Source organism: Pseudorhodoferax sp. LjRoot39 (assembly GCF_964253035.1).
Classification (GTDB): Bacteria; Pseudomonadota; Gammaproteobacteria; order Burkholderiales; family Burkholderiaceae_C; genus Pseudorhodoferax.
Genome location: NZ_CAXUQL020000002.1, coordinates 327,307 through 346,248, shown reverse-complemented (window position 1 = coordinate 346,248; position 18,942 = coordinate 327,307). Strand labels below are relative to the sequence as shown.

The window sequence follows — 18,942 nt, the reverse complement described above, 5'->3', positions numbered from 1 at the left end:
TCAGGACGGCGGCAGCGGCTCCAGCGGGCCGATCACCTCGCGCAGCAGATCGGTGGCCACGTGGGTGTAGATCGCCGTCGTCTCCAAGCGCTTGTGGCCCAGCAGCACCTGGATCACGCGGATGTCCACCTTGCGCTCCAGCAAGTGGGTTGCGAATCCGTGGCGCAGCGTGTGCGTGGAAACGCGCTTGTCGATACCGGCAGCATCGGCAGCCGCGTGTATGGCGCGGTTGAGCTGGCGCGGCGTCAGCGGGTCAGCAGGGTCCAAGCCCGGGAACAACCAGCCACCGGGCCGCATGCGGCCCTGGGCGTTGGCAATGCGCCACCAGGTGCGCAGGCGCTGCAGCAACACCGGGCTGAGCATGGCGTAGCGGTCCTTGCGGCCCTTGCCTTGCTCCACCCGCAGCGTCATGCGCTGGCTGTCCACGTCGGTCACCTTCAGGCCGATGACCTCGCTGGCGCGCAAGCCGGCGCCGTAGGCCACTGACAGCGCGGCCTGGTGTTTGACGTTGGTGGCAGCGGCGATCAGGCGCGTGGTCTCCTGCACGCTGAGCACCACGGGCACCTTGTGCGGCAGCTTGACCGGATGCATGCGGGCCATCAGGTCCACCCGCTGCAGCGTGACGTCGAAGAAGAAGCGCAGGCCGGTCTGCGTGGCGTTCAGCGTCATGGGCGAGGTGCCCGTATCCACCAGGTGGAGCTGGAAGTTCCGCAGGTCCTCCACGCTGGCTGTGTCGGGCGAGCGGTGCAGGTAGGCGGCCAGCTTGCGCACGGCCCGGATGTAGGCCACCTGCGTGCGTGGATCCAGTTTGCGTAAGCGCATGTCTTCGAGCATGCGTTGACGCAGTGGCGTGACCGCCGGGTTGATCGTGTCCATGGTTGCTGCTCCGTCGATGAACGAGGCGGGATTGCCTCGCCGTCAACGGTGGCAGCAACACGGGAATCACGCGGCCACGCGTCGCGCGGAGCGCCTACCGCGCGAGCGGTTTAGTCCTGCGCTGCACAGCCGCCATCCAGGGCAGCCAAGCGACGTACTGCACAGTGACCGTTTTGGCGCCACCTGCACCGTCAGGCGGCCAGTCCGCCTGCGCGTCCCAATGCGGCTCTGCAATCAGCCACCATGCGATCCAGCAGTTCTGCGCAAGTAGGGATGTCGTCCACCAGCCCGACCGCCTGGCCAGCCCAGACCAGGCCGCCATCGACCTCGCCGCTGTGCAGCGTGGCGCGGCCGCGCTGGCCTGCCACGAGCGGCTGGATGTCCTTGAACTCGCAGCCGCCGGGGCGCCGTTCGGTGGCCATCACCTCGTCGGAGATGGCATTCTTGAGCACCCGGCCGGTGTTGTGCAGCGTGCGGAAGATCAGGTTGGTGTCGCGCTCGCCGGCACGCACCAGGGCCTGCTTGATTTCGTGGTGGATCGGGGCTTCCACCGTGGCGCAGAAGCGCGTGCCCATGTTCACGCCCTCGGCGCCCAGCACCATGGCAGCGGCCATGCCACGGCCGTCGGCCACGCCGCCGGAGGCGATCACCGGAATGCGCAGGGCCTTGGCCGCCAGCGGGATCAACACCAGGCCACCGACATCGTCCTCGCCCGGGTGGCCGGCGCACTCGAAGCCGTCGATGCTGATCACGTCCACGCCATTGCGCTCGGCGGACAGGGCATGCCGCACGCTGGTGCACTTGTGGACGATGCGCACGCCGGCATCCTTCATGCGGCCGATCAGCTCCTTGGGGCTGTTGCCGGCGGTCTCCACGATGCGCACGCCGCGGCCGATCAGCGCGTCGATGTATTCGGCGTACGGCGGCGGCTTGACGGTGGGCAGGATCGTGAGGTTCACGCCGAAGGGCTTGTCGGTCATGCTGCGGCAGCGGTCGATCTCGGCCGCCAGCGCGTCCGGGGTCGGCTGCGTCAGCGCCGTGAGGATGCCCAGTCCGCCGGCATTGGAGACGGCCGAGGCCATCTCGGCCGTGCCGACCCATTGCATGCCACCCTGCACGATGGGGTAGCGGATGCCGAACATCTCGGTGATGCGCGTTTTCATGATCACTTTCCCTGGAATTGGGGTTTGCGTTTGGCCAGGAAGGCGGCCACGCCTTCGCTGAAGTCCTGGGTGCCAGAGGTATGCCGGAAGCCTTCGGCCTCGGCGTCCAGCTGCGTGGCGAAGTCGGTATCCACCGACTGGCGGATCAACCGGCGCAGGCGGCCGTAGGCTTTGGTCGGTCCGACCGCCAGACGCTCCACGATCCTGCGCGATTCGGCTTCCAGTTCAGCGGCCGGGACCACCTTGTTGCACAGGCCCAAATGCAGGGCCTCGATGGCGTCCACGTTGTCGGCGAGCAGCGCAAGCTCGAGTGCGCGGTGCAGTCCCACGACGCGCGCCAGAGACCAGGAAGTGGAGCAGTCGCAACTGGCGCCGATCAGCGGGTAGGCCACGCCGAAGCGCGTGCCCTCGGCCGCCACAACCAGGTCGGCACCGCCCAGCAGCAGGCCCAGCCCGCCGCCGGCCACCGCCCCCTGCACGCTGGCCACGACGGGCGCATCCAGGCCGGCCAGCACGCGCAGGCCGCCGTGCATGCCGGGGATCAGCTCGTCGGCCACGGCCGCAGGGTTCTGGGCCATGGACGCGATGTCGCCGCCGGCCATGAAGGCGCGGCCTTCGGCCGACATCCAGACCACGCGCACCGCGGGATCGGCGGCGATGTCCTGGCAGGCGCGCAGGAAGGCGCTGGCAAGCGGTGCGTCGATGGCGTTGAGCGCCTGCGGTCGGTTGAAGCGCAGGTGTGCGATGGCGCCTTCGCGCCAGTGCAGCAGCGGGCCCTCGGCGGGCTTGTCGGGGTAGGGCATGGTGCCTCCTTAAGCGGTGCGGTAGTAGGCCGCGGTCGAGCCGAGCTTCTCCTTGGCGGCGGCGAGCTCGGTGCGCGCGATGGTGCGCAGGTGCACCTCGTCCGGGCCGTCGAAGAAGCGCATGGCACGGCCCCAGGACCACAGGAAGGACAGCGGCGTGTCCGGCGTCACGCCCATGGCGCCGAAGACCTGCATGGCGCGGTCGAGCACGCGCGTCTGCAGCTGCGCGGCGACCAGCTTGATGGCCGACACATCGATGTGCGAGGACTTGTTGCCGTAGGTGTCCATCTTCCAGGCCGCCTGCAGCACGTAGAGGCGGGCCTGGTCGATCTCCACGCGCGAGTAGGCGATCCAGTCCTGCACGTTGGCGAAGTCCGACAGGTTCTTGCCGAAGGCGCGGCGCGTCAGCGCGCGGTCGCACATCAGCTCCATGGCCAGCTCGCACTGGCCGATGGTGCGCATGCAGTGGTGCACCCGGCCCGGGCCCAGGCGGGCCTGGGCCAGGGCGAAGCCGGCGTTCTCCTCGCCCAGCAGGTTCTCGACCGGCACGCGCACATCGGTGAACGTGACCTCGCAATGGCCCTCTGGTGCATGGTGGTGCATGATGGGCACGTTGCGCACGATCTTCAGGCCCGGCGCGTCCATGGGCACCAGCACCATTGAATGGCGGCGGTGCTTGGCGGCCGAAGGATCGTCGTCGGTCACGCCCATCACGATGCAGAGCTTGCAGTTGGGATGCAGAGCGCCGGTGGTGAACCACTTGCGCCCGTTGATGACGTAGTCGCCGCCGTCGCGCCGGATGGTGGTGGCGATGTTCGTGGCGTCGGACGAGGCCACGTCCGGTTCGGTCATCGCGAAGCACGAGCGGATCGTGCCGTCCAGCAGCGGCACCAGCCAGCGCTGCTTCTGCTCGGGCGAGGCCCATAGGTGCAGCAGCTCCATGTTGCCGGTGTCGGGCGCGTTGCTGTTGAACACCTCGGACGCCCAATGCAGCCGTCCGATGATCTCGGCCAGTGGGGCGTACTGCATGTTGCTCATGCGGGTGCCGGGTTCATCCTCGCGCAGGCCCGGCAGGAACATGTTCCACAGGCCGGCCGCGCGGGCCTCGGCCTTCAGCGGCTCGACGATTTCCAGCGGGAACCGGCCGGTGGCCGCGATGCGCTCGAAGTCGTTGTTGCGCGGAAGGATGCGCTCGTCCATGAAGCGGCGCAGCGTGCGCTGCATCTGCTGGACATCGTCGGGAAGTTGGAAGTGCATGGGGGATTTCCGTGTCGGTCAGTAAAAGCGCCGGCCTTCGGCGGCCATGGCGCGCAGGGCGTCGGTCGGTGCGTAGGCCGGTCCCAGGGCACGCAGCCGCTCGCAGCGGGCCAGCAGTTCGGGCAGGCCGAGCCAGTCGGCGTACTTGAGCGGGCCGCCCGCGTAGGCCGGGAAGCCCAGGCCCAAATGCATGGCAAGGTCGACCTCGGCCGCGCTGGCGACCACGCCCTCGTGCAGGGCACGCGCGGCCTCCAGCACCATGGGCAGCATCATGCGGTCGACGATCTGCTCGGCCGTGAAATCGCGCGGCCCCTGGGGTTGCACGCGTTCGAGCAGGGCGTGGGTGTCGCCCGATGCGCTGCGCACCGGCTTGCCGCGGCTGTTGGGTTCGTAGCGGTAGAAGCCCAGGCCGCTCTTCTGGCCATAGCGGTGCTCCTGCGCCATCAAGCGCAGCGCGTCGTGTTCGATGCGCGGCATGCGCTCGGGGTAGCCGGCCGAGATCACGTCGTTGACGTGGCTGCCGGTGTCCATGCCCACCACGTCCTCGAGATAGGCCGGTCCCATGGGCCAGCCGAAGGCTTCCATGGCCTGGTCCACGCGCGTGTAGGCGGCGCCGTCGGCCACCAACTGCAGGAAGGCCCGCATGTAGGCCGTCAGCACGCGGTTGACGAGGAAGCCAGGGCAGTCGCGCACCACCACGGCGGTCTTGCCGATGGTGTTCACGTAGGCGACCGCGCCGGCGACGGCCGCATCGCTGGACTGCGCGCCGCGCACCACCTCGACCAGCGGCATCACCGGCACCGGATTGAAGAAGTGCAGGCCGACCAGGCGCTCGGGCCGGGCCAGCGCGCTGGCAATGTCGTCGATGCGCAGGCTGGAGGTGTTCGATGCCAGGATGGCCGTGGGTGCCAGCAGCGGCTCCAGCGCGGCCAGCACCTGGCGCTTGACCTCCAGCTTCTCGACGATGGCCTCGATGACCAGATCCGCCTCGCCCAATCCCTCGTCGCCGAGCTGCGGGGTGATGGAGGTCAGTACCTCGGCGGCACGCGCGACCGTGAGCCGGCCGGACTGTACCTGCCGTTCGAGTTGCTTGGCGACTTCGGCCATGCCGGCATCCAGCGCCTTCTGCTGTACATCCTTCATGCGCACCGGGATGCCGCGCAGCGCGGTGGCGAAGGCGATGCCGCCGCCCATGATGCCGGCGCCCAGCACCACGGCGCGGCGCGTGTGCGCGCCCGGCTTGCCGGCCACGCGGGCCGCCTTCTTGACGGCCTGCTCGTTGAGGAAGGTCTGCACCATCGAGGCCGCGGCCTGCGTGCGCGCGATCCTGCCGAAGGCCTGGCCTTCCAGCCGGATCGCCGCATCGCGATCGAGCGCCGCGCCTTCGCGCATCATGTCGAGCGCGGCCAGCGCGGCCGGCTGGTGCGGTGGCGTTGCCTTGGCGGCGGCGCTGCGGGCCTGCTCAAAGGCCTGTTCCAGTGTTGCGCCGCCCTGGCTTTGCGGGCGGCGTTTACGTTCCTGTCGTGCGACCCAGTCGGTCTCGCCAGCCATGGCCCGCTCCAGCCAGGCGAGGGCTTCGGCGCGCAGGCGATCGGCTGGCACGACCGCGTCGACGACACCGGCCTCCAGGGCCTGCGCTGCGCCCGCGGGCTTGCCGCTGGCGACCCAGCCGCAGGCCACTGCGGGGCCCGCCACGCGCATCATGCGCACGGTGCCGCCGAAGCCCGGGAACAGGCCAAGCTTGACCTCGGGTACGCCGATCTGGGCCTGCTCGGACATCACGCGGATGGAGGTCGCCAGCGCGAACTCCAGGCCACCGCCGAGCGCGAAGCCATTGATGGCCACGACGGAGGGCGCGGGCAGGTCCTCGAACGCGAGGAAGGCCAGGTTGCTCTGCCACACATCGGCGGCGATGGCCTCGGCCGGCTGGGCGAACATGGCGCCGAACTCGGTGATGTCGGCACCGACGATGAAGACGTCCTTGGCGCTGGTCACCAGGATGCCGCGCAGCGGCGACTGCGCGCGCAGCAGCTGCGCGACCTGGCGCAGTTCATCGACCGTGCGCGCGTCGAACTTGTTGATGGACTCGCCCTGGCGATCGAAGCAGACCTCGAACACCCCAACACACTCCATGCGGCTCACGCGCACGCTCTGTCCCTGGAACACTGGCACTCCCTTCGTCTTCCACCGCAAAGCGGGGAAGTCTAGGAATGCCACGGTCCCGCGGCTATCGTCAAAAGGGACGAATCGGGGGCGGGTGTCAGGAAGGGCGTGCCGTGTTGCGGTAGGCACCCGGACTCACGCCGGTCCACTTCTTGAAAGCACGGTGGAACGCGCTGGTCTCCAGGAAGCCGACCTCGGCCGCCACGTCGCCGACCGAGCGGGACGAGCTGCTCAGCAGGTCGATGGCAATGTCGCGCCGCAGCGCATCCTTGACCTCCTGAAAGCTTGTGCCTTCGGCTTGCAGGCGGCGCTGCAGCGTGGTCGGTGCGAGGTGCAGGTCCTGCGCCAGCGCGTTGAGCTCCAGCCATTCGGCGGGCAGCTGGCGCCGCAGCCGGCGCCGAATCTGGGCGGCCAGACTGGCATCGTCGCGGTACTTCACGAGCAGATTGGCGGGCGCCCCGCGCAGGAAGGATTGCAGGCCCAGTTCGCTCGCTGTCGGCTTGTGGGACAGGAAGGCGGCGTCGAAGCTGATCTCGGTGACGGGTGCGTTGAAGGCTGCGGTTGGGCTGAAGCGCGTGCGGTAGTCCTCGGCCTCCGGCGGCATCGGGCAGCGAAAGCGCACGTCCGTCAGCGGGATGCGGCGGCGCACTAGCCAGCACGACAGGCCGTGCACAAGCAGCAGCAAGGTGGCGTAGGTGAACATGCGCCGGGGCGGGCCGCTCTCACGCACGCGCAGGATGGCCCGGTCACCTTCGGTGCGCAGCTCCAGTCCGATCTCGTCCAGCACGCAATGCAGCCAGGCGCACATGCGGTGCAGGGCGCGTTCGAGCGTGCGGGCCTGCAGCGCGGCCTGGCACATGAGCTGGAAGCTGCCGCGGCGCATGGGGTGGCGGTCCATGCCGAAGAACTCGTCGTCCATGGCGTCTGCCAGGGCCGCCCACAGCTGCGCGTACGCGGCCGCCGAGACGCGGGCCTTCGGCGCGTCCAGCAGTTCGGCGGCGATGCCGGCATGGGCCAGCACGCCAGCGACATCGATCGCCTGTTCCTGTGCAACCTGCAAGGCCTCGCGCACGAGCCCGATGGAGATCGTGCCGCGTGGGCTGGAAGCGGCGAGGGCGGTGCGGTCGGAGGGAGCGGGTGTGGGTGGCATACGGCGCTGGCGTCGGAGTGTCCATTCGCACCAGGCATTCCGGGGTCCCTGGGCATCGCCTCGGAGGAGGCTGCTTCCTAGACTCGGCCTGCTGCAGAGGTGTGCACGTCCGCACATTGTGCCGGCCGCTGGCTGACACCACCGAATGAGGAGCATCCAATGAAGATCGAAGGCAATGTATTCATCGTCACGGGCGGCGCGTCCGGGCTGGGTGAGGGCACGGCGCGCATGCTGGCCGCCCAGGGCGGCAAGGTCGTGATCGCCGACATGCAGGCCGAGCGCGGCGAGGCTGTCGCCAAAGACATCGGTGGCGTGTTCGTGCGCTGCGATGTGAGCCAGGAGGCCGACGGTGCTGCCGCAGTGGCGGCGGCTCTGCAGCTCGGCCGCCTGGCCGGCCTGGTCAACTGCGCCGGCATCGCGCCGGCCGAGAAGACCGTGGGCAAGAGCGGACCGCACGGGCTGGCTGCGTTCGCGAAGACGGTGACTGTGAACCTCATCGGCAGCTTCAACATGATCCGGCTGGTGGCCGATGCGATGGCGAAGAACGAGCCCGAGTCCACGGGCGAGCGCGGCGTGCTGATCTCCACGGCCTCGGTGGCCGCTTACGACGGCCAGATCGGCCAGGCCGCTTACAGCGCCTCCAAGGGCGGCGTGGTCGGCATGACGCTGCCGATCGCACGCGACCTCGCGCGCAGCGGCATCCGCAACATGACCATCGCCCCGGGCATCTTCGGCACGCCGATGCTGTTCGGCATGCCCAAGGAGGTGCAGGACGCGCTGGCCGCCAACGTGCCGTTCCCGTCGCGCCTTGGAACGCCGCAGGACTACGCCAAGCTGGCCCGACACATCATCGAGAACGACATGCTCAACGGCGAAGTCATCCGCCTGGACGGCGCCATTCGCCTGGCGCCGAAGTGAGCGCATTTCATCAAGGAGCCAACATGTCTGAATCCATCGTCATCCTCGGCGCCGCGCGCACGCCCATGGGGGGCTTCCAGGGCGACTTCGCCGGCCTGGCGGCACATGACCTCGGCGGCGTGGCCATCAAGGCCGCCGTCGAGCGTGCCGGCATCTCGCCCGACGCGGTCGGCGAGGTGCTGTTCGGCAACTGCCTGATGGCCGGCCAGGGCCAGGCGCCCGCGCGCCAGGCCGCGTTCAAGGGCGGCCTGCCCAAGGGCGCCGGTGCTGTCACGCTGTCCAAGATGTGCGGCTCGGGCATGAAGGCGGCCATGCTGGCGCACGACATGCTGCTGGCCGGCACGCACGAGGTCATGGTGGCCGGCGGCATGGAGAGCATGACCAACGCGCCGCACCTGCTGCCCAAGGGCCGCAGCGGCATCCGCATCGGCCACGACCGCGTGATGGACCACATGATGCTGGACGGCCTGGAAGACGCCTACGAGGCCGGCCGCTCCATGGGAACCTTCGGCGAGGACTGCGCGGCCAAGTACGGCTTCACGCGTGAGGAGCAGGACAAGTTCGCCGTGGCCAGCGTGCGGCGCGCCCAGGAAGCCACGACTTCCGGCGCTTTCCAGGCAGAGATCGCGCCGGTGACGGTCAAGACCCGCGCCGGTGATGTACTGGTCGCCGTGGACGAAGGCCCGGGCAAGATCAAGCTCGACAAGATCCCCACGCTCAAGCCCGCGTTCAAGAAGGACGGCACCATCACCGCCGCCTCCAGTTCGTCGATCAACGACGGCGCCGCCGCGCTCGTGCTGGCGCGCGCCTCCACCGCACAGCGCCTGGGCGCCAAGCCCATCGCGCGCATCGTGGCCCACACCACGCACGCGCAGGAGCCCAACTGGTTCGCCACCGCGCCCGTGGGCGCCACGCAGAAGCTGCTGGCCAAGGCCGGCTGGAGCGTGGCCGATGTGGACCTGTGGGAGATCAACGAGGCCTTCGCCGTCGTGCCCATGGCGCTGATGACCGAACTCGGCCTGTCGCACGACATCGTCAACGTCAATGGCGGCGCCTGTGCGCTGGGCCACCCGATCGGCGCCAGCGGCGCGCGCATTATGGTCACGCTGATCCATGCGCTGCAGGCGCGCGGCAAGAAGCGCGGCATCGCCACGCTGTGCATTGGCGGCGGCGAGGCGACCGCCCTGGCCATCGAGCTGGCGGAGGGCGGCGATGCTGCTTGATGCCGACCAGCTCGCCGTGCGCGACGCGGTGCGGGCATTCGCGCAGGCCGAGCTCTGGCCCCACGCCGCGCAATGGGACCGCGAACACCTGTTTCCCAAGGCCGCCCACCAGGGCTTGGCCGCGCTCGGTGCCTACGGCATCTGCGTACCCGAGGAGCATGGTGGCGCGGGCCTGGACTACCTCACGCTGGCCCTCGTGCTGGAAGAGATCGCCGCTGGCGACGGCGGCACCAGCACCGCCATCAGCGTGACCAACTGCCCGGTCAACGCGATCCTGATGCGCTACGGCAACGCTGCGCAGAAGAAGCGCTGGCTCCAACCCCTGGCACAAGGCCAGATGCTGGGCGCCTTCTGCCTGACCGAGCCGCATGTGGGCAGCGATGCCTCGGCCCTGCGCACCACGGCGCGCCGTGATGGCGACGGCTACGTGATCGATGGCGTCAAGCAGTTCATCACGAGCGGCAAGAACGGCCACGTGGCCATCGTCATCGCCGTGACCGACAAGGGCGCAGGCAAGAAGGGCATGAGCGCTTTCCTCGTGCCCACCGACACGCCCGGCTACCAGGTCGCGCGGCTGGAGGACAAGCTGGGCCAGCACAGCAGCGACACGGCGCAGATCAACTTCGAGGGCTGCCGCATTCCGGCGGACCATCTGATCGGCGCCGAGGGCGAGGGCTACAAGATCGCGCTGGGCGCGCTCGAGGGCGGGCGCATCGGCATCGCCGCGCAGAGCGTGGGCATGGCACGCAGCGCCTTCGAGGCTGCGCTGGCCTATGCCAAGGAACGCGAGAGCTTCGGCGTGCCGATCTTCCAGCACCAGGCCGTGGGCTTTAGGCTGGCCGATTGCGCGACGCAGATCGAGGCCGCGCGCCAGCTGATCTGGCATGCCGCGAGCCTGCGCGACGCCGGCCGGCCCTGCCTCAAGGAAGCCGCCATGGCAAAGCTGTTCGCCAGCGAGATGGCCGAGCGCGTCTGCAGCGCGGCGATCCAGACCCTGGGCGGCTACGGCGTGGTCAACGACTTCCCGGTGGAGCGCATCTACCGCGACGTGCGCGTGTGCCAGATTTACGAAGGAACCTCCGACATCCAGCGGCTCTTGATCACCAGGACGCTGACCTAAGAGCTATTCAGCAGCGCAGCGTAGGCCGCCACAGAGGGGCACCGAACTTCTTCCTGGTAGCGTTCCACGATGAGGCGGGGTTGGGCGGCCGAATGCATAGGCCCCCGATGCCCTGCTGCCACTACATGCGCTCGCAAGCGCGGCTGGGGCCGGAGGCGCTGTGTCTTGGCCGATACGGCCGCCTGGAAGCAAAGTTGTGCCGCCGGCGGCGATTTGGGAGGAAAGTTGACCCAATGTCGGTGGAAACGAGGGGCCTCCTCAGAGTGGAATGGGGTTGCTTCCGCTTTGCGGGGCAAGTTCGCTGCCGTCGTTCAATTGATGGTGTTCGAGTCGCTGATCGCGCGGTGCTGCACTCTCCAATTGAAGCGATAAAGGTTATGTAAATAAAATTGCTGCGCAGCCTTGTCTAGATGACAACTTTCGATCAACTTCTAAAATTTGTTCGCGGTTTTTTCACGAATTTGTTCTTCGCACCGCTCGGCCCCACCGTAGCTCCGTTGGCTGAGTTCAGGTGGCGTCTTGCCAGATCCGTCATTGTGGCCAGCTCGTGAATGTCGAACAAGTTGATCCGGCCGCGTCGCAGTTCATCGACTCTGTCCTGCGTCGTCCCAAGAAGCTGGGCAACCTTCTGCCTTGTCAGGTTCGCGCTGGACAGAAGATCGTTCAGTTCCCTCATGCCTGCTGAGCGCAGCTTCATGCGGCCAGCTTCCTCGGGCGAGCCTTCAATGGCATCCCACACACTGGAAAAGCTCTGGTTTCGCATCTATCGACCTTTCATGTGTTCGTACACTTCTGCATCACTGGGGGTTCCATGGACGCCGTGCTGAGAATGATAGGCAGCGAGACAGTGTTGGTGATCCCGCCATCGATCCTCAAAACCTTGCGGATCGGCGCTGGCCAGAGGCTGACGCTTGAGGCGACGGCGGACGGCAAGATCGTACTGACCCCAACGCGCAAATTCGTGCTGACCGAAATGATCGCCCAGTGCGACCCGAATGCAGCGCCGCCAGCAGATCTCGCGGCCTGGGATGCGCTACGTCCGGTCGGACAAGAGATACAGTTTTGATTTTGCTCAACGGCCGGTGTGCTACGCAACCTAGTCGTTGGCTTCACCAGGAGATTGCTCTTCACGATCGACAAACCATTGCCGCCTCCCACCGGGTACTCCAGCTGGCTCGACTACGCTGTCGAGCGGTTCGATACGCGAGATCCGTGGCTGGACAGCCTCTTCGCCAACATGTTTGACCCGTCGGTCGCCGAGTTGGATCGCGCAGAGATCCGAGAATCGGCACGCATCGAACTTCGCGCACTGCGCAATGCCGCAACGGGATGTTGACCCCCATGCGGAGCTAGGATCGACGCAACGAAGCCCTGCCCTGCTCTGACAACGCCAGCCTTTGCCCGACCAGGTGCCATACGCTTACGCGTCCCGGACCGTCGCCGAAAACGCCGCGTCCATCTGACGAGCCCTCTTTACTTCATCAGTGTGCAGGTAGATCGAAGTGGTCTGCAAGGACGCGTGCCGCAGGTTGTCCCGCACCGTGGTCAGCTCGGCCCCCTTTGCCAAGGCATGGGTCGCGTGCGTATGGCGCATCCAGTGCGGACTGGCCCGGCGCAGCTTCTCGGCGGTCGACGGGCTGTCGGCTTCGATGGTATTGGCCACCTGCATAAAGAACCGGCGTAGGACGCTCCACAGCCGGGCGGCAGAGATGCTCGTTGAGCTGTCGAGCGCAACAGTGCCGATCAGTGCTGTGTGCGGATTCCACTTGGCACGGGTCACGGGCAGGCCGCGCTGCAGCAGATAGTGGTCGAGCGCCGCGCGCGCCATTGACGGCAACGCAACCTTGGCGGCCTTGCTGCCCTTGCCAACCAGATGCAGCCAGTGGTCGCCATGGCCATCCACTTCGATTTGGCCGAGCGTGGCACCGACCAATTCACTGATGCGCAAGCCCGTGGAATACGCAAAATCCAGCACGAAGCGCAGACGCTGGGCCGCGGCCGCCTGCCATCCGTGTCCCCACTCCAGGCCTTGCGCCACAGCCTGGATCAGAGCCCATTCCCCTTCGCTGAACACGCGGGTCGGTGCCGTGGCTTCCGATCGCGCAGCACCTCGTACCTTGACACCGGCGAATGGGTTGGCCAACACGTATCGCTGCTGGATCAGCCAGCGAAACAGCGCGCCGATCACCGACAGCGCGTAGGCGGCCGAGCGCGGAGCCAAAGCGCCCGTGAACGGCTTCCAATCGCTGGCCGAGCGCGGCCGTGCCGGGCCCACCCACTTGGCGAGCGGCGTTGGGCTTCGCACGAAGGTGCGGTAGGCGATCGCGTCATCCGTGGTGAGCGATGAAAGCGCCCTGCCACGCTCCAGGACCGCCCACAGGATCAGCCGCTCGGCCTCTTTGCGGTAGGCCCTTTGCGTCGCGGCCGCCTCGTGCAGCGACAACCAGGATTGCACAGCTTCGTAGTCGTTGCCGGCGCTGAGCGTGCAGGTTTCAGCCGGCGCACGAAACGTGCCGCGGGAGCCATCTACATCCTGCGGCACATAAAGGCGCTCCCAGGGCGCCACCTCGCGGTGCGCTCCCACCGGCAGCAACGCTCGGGCGCGCTCGGTCAGATCGGGATGCGCCGCGAAGAAGGCTTCTACCTGCCGTGCGCCGGTGGCGCCCAGTCCCTGAACGCTCACCCACCAGCGCCGCCGGCGCGGTACCCGCACCGTCAGATCGGCCAAAGTGCGAATTCCTTGTGAGGCCAGCGCACGGGCCGTGCGGGCCGGTAGCCAGCAGTGCACGCCATCGGTCACGAGCGGTGCCGGTATAGGGAGATGGCGCAAGGTGTCGATGGCGGCCAGCACCTGGCCAGCACGCTGCAGGCGCTCTGACGGCACGTGCCCTATTAGCTCCGAGAGATCTGTGCGCTGCCGCGCTCGTGCGAAGGCCATCAGTTGGCGGCGTATCGCACCGAGCATGGCCCTTGAGGACTCCCCGTCTGCTTTGGCGTGGCCCAGGTACTGCATGACCGCGGCGCGAGCGTTCAAGCCCGAGTACCAGGCGCGCAATGCAGCGAGTTGCGATGGGCTCGGAAAGCCATTTGGCGCCAAAACCTCCTGCAGTTGCTCGCCTCGCGCACTTTTCATCACTGCAGTTTAGCCAGAAGAAAATGCTATTGTGATAAGAAAGATTATCTCGATAGCATGAACGCAAAGACGGGTGTGTGCGGCACGAGTGCACGTCGCCGGCGGTCAAAGCTATAGGCGCGCTATGGCCGAGCGCACTTCACCCACACCGAGTATCTCTGAAAGCACGATCGGTGTCGCTCCGGCCTTGTAAAGCACATACACGGGCACCCCATTGCGGCCGAGCTGAGCGAGCGCTGCAGTCACCGCCGGATTCCGGCGCGTCCAGTCGGCACGCAGCAGCACCACGTTCCTCGCAGACAGGTCGGCCAACACCTCAGGATGGGACAACACCGTCTTCTTGTTGTACTGGCAGGTTACGCACCACGAAGCCGTGAAGTCCACGAAGACTGGCTGACCCGTTGCAAGCAGTTGCTCCACGCGACCTGGCTCCCAGTCCTGCCACGGACCGCTTGCGGCCGACACCACATCCTGGCCGGCAGTTCTTGCGATGTTCTGACCGCCAACCCATGCGATCAACGCGAATGAAGCTGCCGACATCGCGACGACGACAGTCCGTGCACGGCCTCGCAGCGTGAACGCCCAGATCACCATGGTCATCACCACCAAAACGAGCAGCAGTGCGCCGGCGCCATCGATGCCCGCCTGCTGCCCCAACACCCACACGAGCCAAGCGACCGTGGCGAACATCGGGAAGGCCATTGCTTTGCGAAAGATCGCCATCCACGGTCCTGGCCGTGGCAGCAAGCGGGCCACGGCGGGAATCCAACTCGCCGCCAGATAAGGCAAGGCCATGCCGATGCCCAGCACGGCGAAAATCAGCAGCGCCTGCGCCGCTGGAAGTCCGATGGCAAGCCCCAGCGATGCGCCCATGAAGGGCGCAGTGCACGGCGACGCGATCGCCACAGCCAAGACGCCCGAGAGGAATGAATTGCCCACTGGATGCTTTGCCTCGAGCGAGGCGACGCTGGAGGGAAGGATGGCACCGAACTCGAAGAGGCCGGCCAGGTTCAATCCGATCACCGTGAACAATGCCGCCAGGGCCGCGACGAACGCAGGCGACTGCAGCTGGAACCCCCAGCCAAGCTGTGCCCCGGCTGCGCGCAACGATAAGACCCCTGCGCCCAAGGCGATGAATGAGACCACCACGCCGGCTGTGTAAGCCAGCCCACTCAGCCGGTGCGCCCGCCGATCATCGGCATGGCGTGTGAAACCCACCACCTTGATCGCCAGCACTGGAAACACGCAGGGCATCAGGTTGAGGATCAAGCCTCCCAGCAAGGCGCCCAGGAGCGCGGCCGCGAACGTGATCGAACCGGTCGGAGCCGCTGCGCTGAGTTCGTTGGCGCGAAGCGCAGCCTCCAGAGCAGGTGACATCCCCGCCTGCGCGGCGACCTTAGGCCACGCACCGAGGACTTTGGCTTCGGTTCGCCAACCCTGTTCCCCCAAGGCCAGGACGATGGGCATCACGGCCGGGCTTTGGCTGCGTTGCGGCGAGACCGGCACACGCGCAGTCCAGATACCGCCGGTCCAGGCCTGCGTCCACTGGGCGGCCGTCTCGATGACTTCATTGGTTTCGGGGAAGAACTGCAGTTCCTTGCCTCTCAACGCTGCCGGCAGGCCCGCCACGCTCACCTTGAGGGAGTTCCCCTCGAGGGTGACGCTGCTTTCACCCTGAATCGGTTTGGGCTGGGCAGCGAACGCCGTCTCAAAGGCTGCACTATGCAAAGCAACGGCGCTGCGAACAGGTACCTTCAGCAGAAACTCGCCTTCTTCGGGGACGCATTCCTGTCGGCAGATCAGCCACTGGGCCTTCAGCTTGATAGGCAAATCGCCGGTCAGCGAGGGTTTGAAGTCCGGGGTGATGGTGAGCGGGACCGGCAGCAAGACCGTGTTGTGGTAGCCGTAGTTGGCCAGCGAGCCGATGGGGAATTTTTTCGGCACCGGCCAGGCGATCTCGCCGGCCACCACGCCTGCGGGCAGGCTCCATTGCAGCTGCGTTGGCAAGCCCGAATCACCCGAGTTCTTCCAATACGTGTGCCATTCGGGCTTGTGCGCCAGCTGCAGCCCTAGCCAGACCGGCTTGCCCGGCTCGACGCCTTCAGGGGCGTGCGCCATCAGCTCCGCTCTCGCCCGTTCCGTGACGACCACGCTTTTGCCGCCGGTCTGGGCCAGCGCAGAGCAAGCGGCCACGCCCAGGAGCGCAAAAGTAAGGAGAAGGGATTTTCTGCTCATCGGGTATTCGGGCATGGGCGCTATAGACGTCCCCCACCCCGGTCAAAAATTGCTGCCATCGGGTCTGGCCCGGCGAAATATAGTCCTTGCCGGGCGACCAGGAGGCCAATCCCCGCAGGGCAACGGGATACCGAGCCCGCAGTTGACTCTGAAGCGGCTATAAGGTTCCCAATTGGGCTGCCGTTCACTACGGGTCCCAGACATGACCGCGACAAGCCCTTCATTTTCCCAGCTCGCCATCCGCTATGCCAGCTACCCCGCCATCCTCGGTGCGACGGCATTTGTTCTGTTGGTTCTGGTGGGCGACAGCCTGCCGTACTTCCCCACGGTCCCTCTCATTGTCGCGGCTGCGCTGCTGGCGGTGGCGCTGCTGGAGCGTCGACTTCCGTTTCACCGCGAGTGGCTGCGCGACCATCGCGACGCCGCCTGCGATGCTGCCCATGCGGTGGTGAACCTGGCGATCCTCCTGAGCGTGCACGGGCTCATCGCTCTGCTGCCCTCGCAGTGGCTCCCCGACAGCATCTGGCCCACCGGCTGGCCGCTGCTTGCGCAAGCGCTGCTGGTGGGCCTGGTGCTGGACCTGAGCCTGTACTCCGTGCATTGGCTTAGCCATCGCTACGCCTGGATGTGGAAGTTCCATGCGATCCATCACAGCTCGGAGCGCCTGTACTGGCTCAATGGCGAGCGCCGGCACCCGCTCCACGCCATGATGATGGCCGGGCCGGGCCTGCTGATCGTTGTGCTGTTGGGCGCGCCGTCGCTGGCGGTGGGCGCATGGCTGGGCGTTCTGGCGGTGCACCTGGCCTTTCAGCATTCGAACCTGGACTACCGCGTGGGTCCGCTTCGCTACCTGGTGGGCGCGGCGGAAGTCCACCGCTGGCACCACAAGCGCGAGTACGAGGACGCGCAGGTCAACTTCGGGGAGTTCTGGATGGTCTGGGACCATGCGTTCGGCACCTTCAAGCTTCCGCGCCAGACCCTGGGGCCCGCCGACGTCGGCTTGTCCGATCGAGCCTTCCCGGTGCGCTACGCAGCGCAACTGCGCTATCCGCTGACGCAGCAGGACTCCGGGGCTGTGCGGGTCCGCGAAGAACAATTCGAGGCGGCCAGAATCGCTTTCAGGAGGGAGAGCGCGATCGCGCGAACCCAGGGACACGCCTGGGACTTGCCGGCCGCGTGGCGCGCGCACGAACTGGCTCACATCATCGGCCAGCCGTACCTGCGGCTGCACCTGCTCAGCCATTGGCAAATGCTCGGCCTGGCTTGGCGCACCGTCAATAGGGCTGAGTGCGGCGCGCAGGCCTTGCGGCTGATACTCACCCCCTTGGCCCACTTCACCGGCCGCATGCCGCCCTACAACGTGGGCACGCGGCGGGTCGGCCTGCTCGATACTGGGGGCTGGCCAACCGAGTTGGATCCGATGACATTGCAACGTCGCGAGGCCAGCAGATGACGATTTCCGAGGAACAGGCGCGCATCGCCGCCGAGTTGGGCGTGGCATCGGTTTTCAACCCCGATGCGGAGATCGCCCGCCGGGTCGGCTTCCTGGCAAGCTACGCGAAGTCGGCGCAGGCGCACACGCTGGTGCTGGGGATCAGCGGCGGAGTCGACTCCACGGTGACTGGCCGCCTGTGCCAGCTCGCCGTCGAAGCGCTCAGGACCGAGGGCTCCCAGATTCGTTTCATCGCCATGCGCCTGCCCTATGGCGCCCAGGCAGACGAGGTCGACGCGCAGCGCGCGCTCGCCTTCATCGATGCCGACGAAGCCTTGACGGTGGACATCCGGCCGGCTTCCGACGCGATGCTCGAGCGGACGAAGGCGGCGGGCATGCAGCTCAAGGACGAGTGGCACGAGGACTTCGTGCTGGGCAACATCAAGGCACGCCAGCGCATGATCGCCCAGTACGCCGTTGCGGGGGCCACCTCGGGACTGGTGGTCGGAACAGACCATGCAGCCGAAGCCCTGATGGGCTTCTTCACCAAGTTCGGCGATGGCGGCTGCGACCTGGCGCCGTTGTCGGGATTGACCAAGCGCCGGGTCAGGGCGCTGGCCCACACCTTGGGCGCGGATGCCATGCTGGTCTCGAAGACGCCGACCGCCGACCTCGAGACCCTGCGACCGCAGCGCGCGGATGAAGCTGCGCTCGGTGTGACCTATCAAGCCATCGACGATTTCCTGGAGGGTCATCAGGTCGATGGCGCGTCGGAAAGAATCATCCTGGACACGTACAGGCGCACAGCGCACAAGCGGGCTCTTCCTGCCGTCCCATCGGCCGGGTGATAGACACGATGGACTCCAGGCCTGCAGAGCTTCGACGCGAAGTCGCAGGCGTGCGCGTTGCCGCCGCCAAGGGCACGGCGTTTTGCATCGGCGTGCTTGTGGCGAGCTACTTCCTTTTGCCATCGTTGATTGACTTTCCGCGTGATGCAATCGGAGCGCTAATTTTCACGTTGCGAGTGGATCTGTTTGTCCTGTTCTGGGTACTGGTGGGCGTGGGTTTGGTGTCGCACGCCCGCAGGCAGTCGATGCAGGACATCGCGGGCTCCGCCTTCGGCACTCCTTCGGAAACCATCCGGATCAAAATCGCCTTTCTTCAGAACACGCTCGAGCAGGCGGTGATCGCGATTGGTTCCCACATCGTCTTCAGTACGCTGGCGAGTGGCGATGCCTTGGCGCTGGTCGTCGCGGCGACCTTCCTGTTCGGCGCTGGCCGGGTCTCTTTCTACCGGGGCTATCCACGCGGCGCCGCGGCGCGCGCGTTCGGCGTGGTGACGACCGTCATTCCCGGCCTGTTGGCCTTTCTTGCCTCGCTCGTTCTCATGTCGCTACGCGTCGTCTTCGGCTGACGCGAAGGCGGCGGACCAAGTCCTCACGCCTGGCTCAGCAGTGCGGGGCGTTGCA

The 18,942-nt window shown here is 67.0% G+C and carries 17 protein-coding genes; 8 read left to right on the top strand and 9 right to left on the bottom strand.

The features are described 5' to 3' along the window. From ACSQ4M_RS36830 to ACSQ4M_RS36805, 6 genes are all read right to left on the bottom strand, one after another. Entirely contained in the window at positions 1-876 is an 876-nt protein-coding gene (locus ACSQ4M_RS36830; RefSeq protein WP_436194451.1) for a tyrosine-type recombinase/integrase, read from the bottom strand. A 191-nt stretch (positions 877-1,067) separates the two neighbouring features. Next, on the bottom strand, positions 1,068-2,039 hold the full coding sequence (locus ACSQ4M_RS36825; protein ID WP_436194450.1) for an NAD(P)H-dependent flavin oxidoreductase: 972 nt from the start codon (positions 2,037-2,039) through the stop codon (positions 1,068-1,070). A gap of 2 nt (positions 2,040-2,041) precedes the next feature. Then, positions 2,042-2,842 (bottom strand): enoyl-CoA hydratase/isomerase family protein, encoded by an 801-nt coding sequence (locus tag ACSQ4M_RS36820; protein WP_436194449.1) that lies wholly within the window; start codon positions 2,840-2,842, stop codon positions 2,042-2,044. Between the two features lie 9 nt (positions 2,843-2,851). Continuing rightward, complete coding sequence (locus ACSQ4M_RS36815) at positions 2,852-4,099, bottom strand: acyl-CoA dehydrogenase family protein (protein ID WP_436194448.1); 1,248 nt, start codon at positions 4,097-4,099, stop codon at positions 2,852-2,854. An 18-nt stretch (positions 4,100-4,117) separates the two neighbouring features. Beyond that, positions 4,118-6,265 carry a fatty acid oxidation complex subunit alpha FadB gene (gene fadB, locus ACSQ4M_RS36810; protein WP_436194447.1) on the bottom strand — a complete coding sequence of 716 codons (2,148 nt, stop codon included), beginning with the start codon at positions 6,263-6,265 and terminating at the stop codon, positions 4,118-4,120. Positions 6,266-6,359: 94 nt separating this feature from the next. Further along, the gene (locus ACSQ4M_RS36805; protein WP_436194446.1) at positions 6,360-7,412 is read right to left on the bottom strand and encodes an AraC family transcriptional regulator ligand-binding domain-containing protein; all 1,053 of its coding nucleotides are present in this window, start codon (positions 7,410-7,412) and stop codon (positions 6,360-6,362) included. Between the two features lie 159 nt (positions 7,413-7,571). Here ACSQ4M_RS36805 and ACSQ4M_RS36800 point away from each other — a divergent pair, with 159 nt between their 5' ends. The 3 genes from ACSQ4M_RS36800 to ACSQ4M_RS36790 are packed head-to-tail and all read left to right on the top strand — an operon-like array spanning position 7,572 to position 10,673. Beyond that, positions 7,572-8,330: a 3-hydroxyacyl-CoA dehydrogenase gene (locus ACSQ4M_RS36800; RefSeq protein ID WP_436194445.1), complete on the top strand. Its 759-nt coding sequence runs from the start codon at positions 7,572-7,574 to the stop codon at positions 8,328-8,330. A 23-nt stretch (positions 8,331-8,353) separates the two neighbouring features. Further along, positions 8,354-9,553 carry an acetyl-CoA C-acyltransferase gene (locus ACSQ4M_RS36795; RefSeq protein WP_436194444.1) on the top strand — a complete coding sequence of 400 codons (1,200 nt, stop codon included), beginning with the start codon at positions 8,354-8,356 and terminating at the stop codon, positions 9,551-9,553. Beyond that, positions 9,543-10,673: an acyl-CoA dehydrogenase family protein gene (locus ACSQ4M_RS36790; protein ID WP_436194443.1), complete on the top strand. Its 1,131-nt coding sequence runs from the start codon at positions 9,543-9,545 to the stop codon at positions 10,671-10,673. Before ACSQ4M_RS36795 ends, ACSQ4M_RS36790 begins: the two co-directional genes overlap by 11 nt. A 424-nt stretch (positions 10,674-11,097) precedes the next feature. Here the strand turns inward: ACSQ4M_RS36790 and ACSQ4M_RS36785 are convergent, their stop codons facing one another. Then, entirely contained in the window at positions 11,098-11,436 is a 339-nt protein-coding gene (locus ACSQ4M_RS36785; protein ID WP_436194442.1) for a helix-turn-helix domain-containing protein, read from the bottom strand. A gap of 48 nt (positions 11,437-11,484) precedes the next feature. Here ACSQ4M_RS36785 and ACSQ4M_RS36780 point away from each other — a divergent pair, with 48 nt between their 5' ends. After that, on the top strand, positions 11,485-11,739 hold the full coding sequence (locus ACSQ4M_RS36780; RefSeq protein WP_436194441.1) for an AbrB/MazE/SpoVT family DNA-binding domain-containing protein: 255 nt from the start codon (positions 11,485-11,487) through the stop codon (positions 11,737-11,739). Between the two features lie 54 nt (positions 11,740-11,793). Then, a complete protein-coding gene (locus tag ACSQ4M_RS36775; protein WP_436194440.1) occupies positions 11,794-12,009 on the top strand; it encodes a hypothetical protein in 216 nt (71 codons plus the stop codon). An 84-nt stretch (positions 12,010-12,093) separates the two neighbouring features. Here the strand turns inward: ACSQ4M_RS36775 and ACSQ4M_RS36770 are convergent, their stop codons facing one another. Both ACSQ4M_RS36770 and ACSQ4M_RS36765 read right to left on the bottom strand, forming a co-directional pair. After that, a complete protein-coding gene (locus tag ACSQ4M_RS36770; RefSeq protein WP_436194439.1) occupies positions 12,094-13,806 on the bottom strand; it encodes a phage integrase family protein in 1,713 nt (570 codons plus the stop codon). Between the two features lie 111 nt (positions 13,807-13,917). Further along, positions 13,918-16,056, bottom strand: coding sequence for a protein-disulfide reductase DsbD family protein (locus ACSQ4M_RS36765; RefSeq protein WP_436194438.1), 2,139 nt, complete (start codon positions 16,054-16,056; stop codon positions 13,918-13,920). Positions 16,057-16,243: 187 nt separating this feature from the next. Here ACSQ4M_RS36765 and ACSQ4M_RS36760 point away from each other — a divergent pair, with 187 nt between their 5' ends. Genes ACSQ4M_RS36760 through ACSQ4M_RS36750 form a run of 3 tightly spaced genes read left to right on the top strand, consistent with a single transcriptional unit; the run spans position 16,244 to position 18,887 of the window. Continuing rightward, positions 16,244-17,494: a sterol desaturase family protein gene (locus tag ACSQ4M_RS36760; RefSeq protein ID WP_436194437.1), complete on the top strand. Its 1,251-nt coding sequence runs from the start codon at positions 16,244-16,246 to the stop codon at positions 17,492-17,494. After that, entirely contained in the window at positions 17,491-18,321 is an 831-nt protein-coding gene (gene nadE / locus ACSQ4M_RS36755; RefSeq protein ID WP_436194436.1) for an ammonia-dependent NAD(+) synthetase, read from the top strand. The genes ACSQ4M_RS36760 and nadE overlap by 4 nt, the downstream gene beginning before the upstream one ends. Positions 18,322-18,371: 50 nt before the next feature. Further along, the gene (locus ACSQ4M_RS36750) at positions 18,372-18,887 is read left to right on the top strand and encodes an MAPEG family protein (RefSeq protein ID WP_436194435.1); all 516 of its coding nucleotides are present in this window, start codon (positions 18,372-18,374) and stop codon (positions 18,885-18,887) included. Positions 18,888-18,942: the final 55 nt, after the last annotated feature.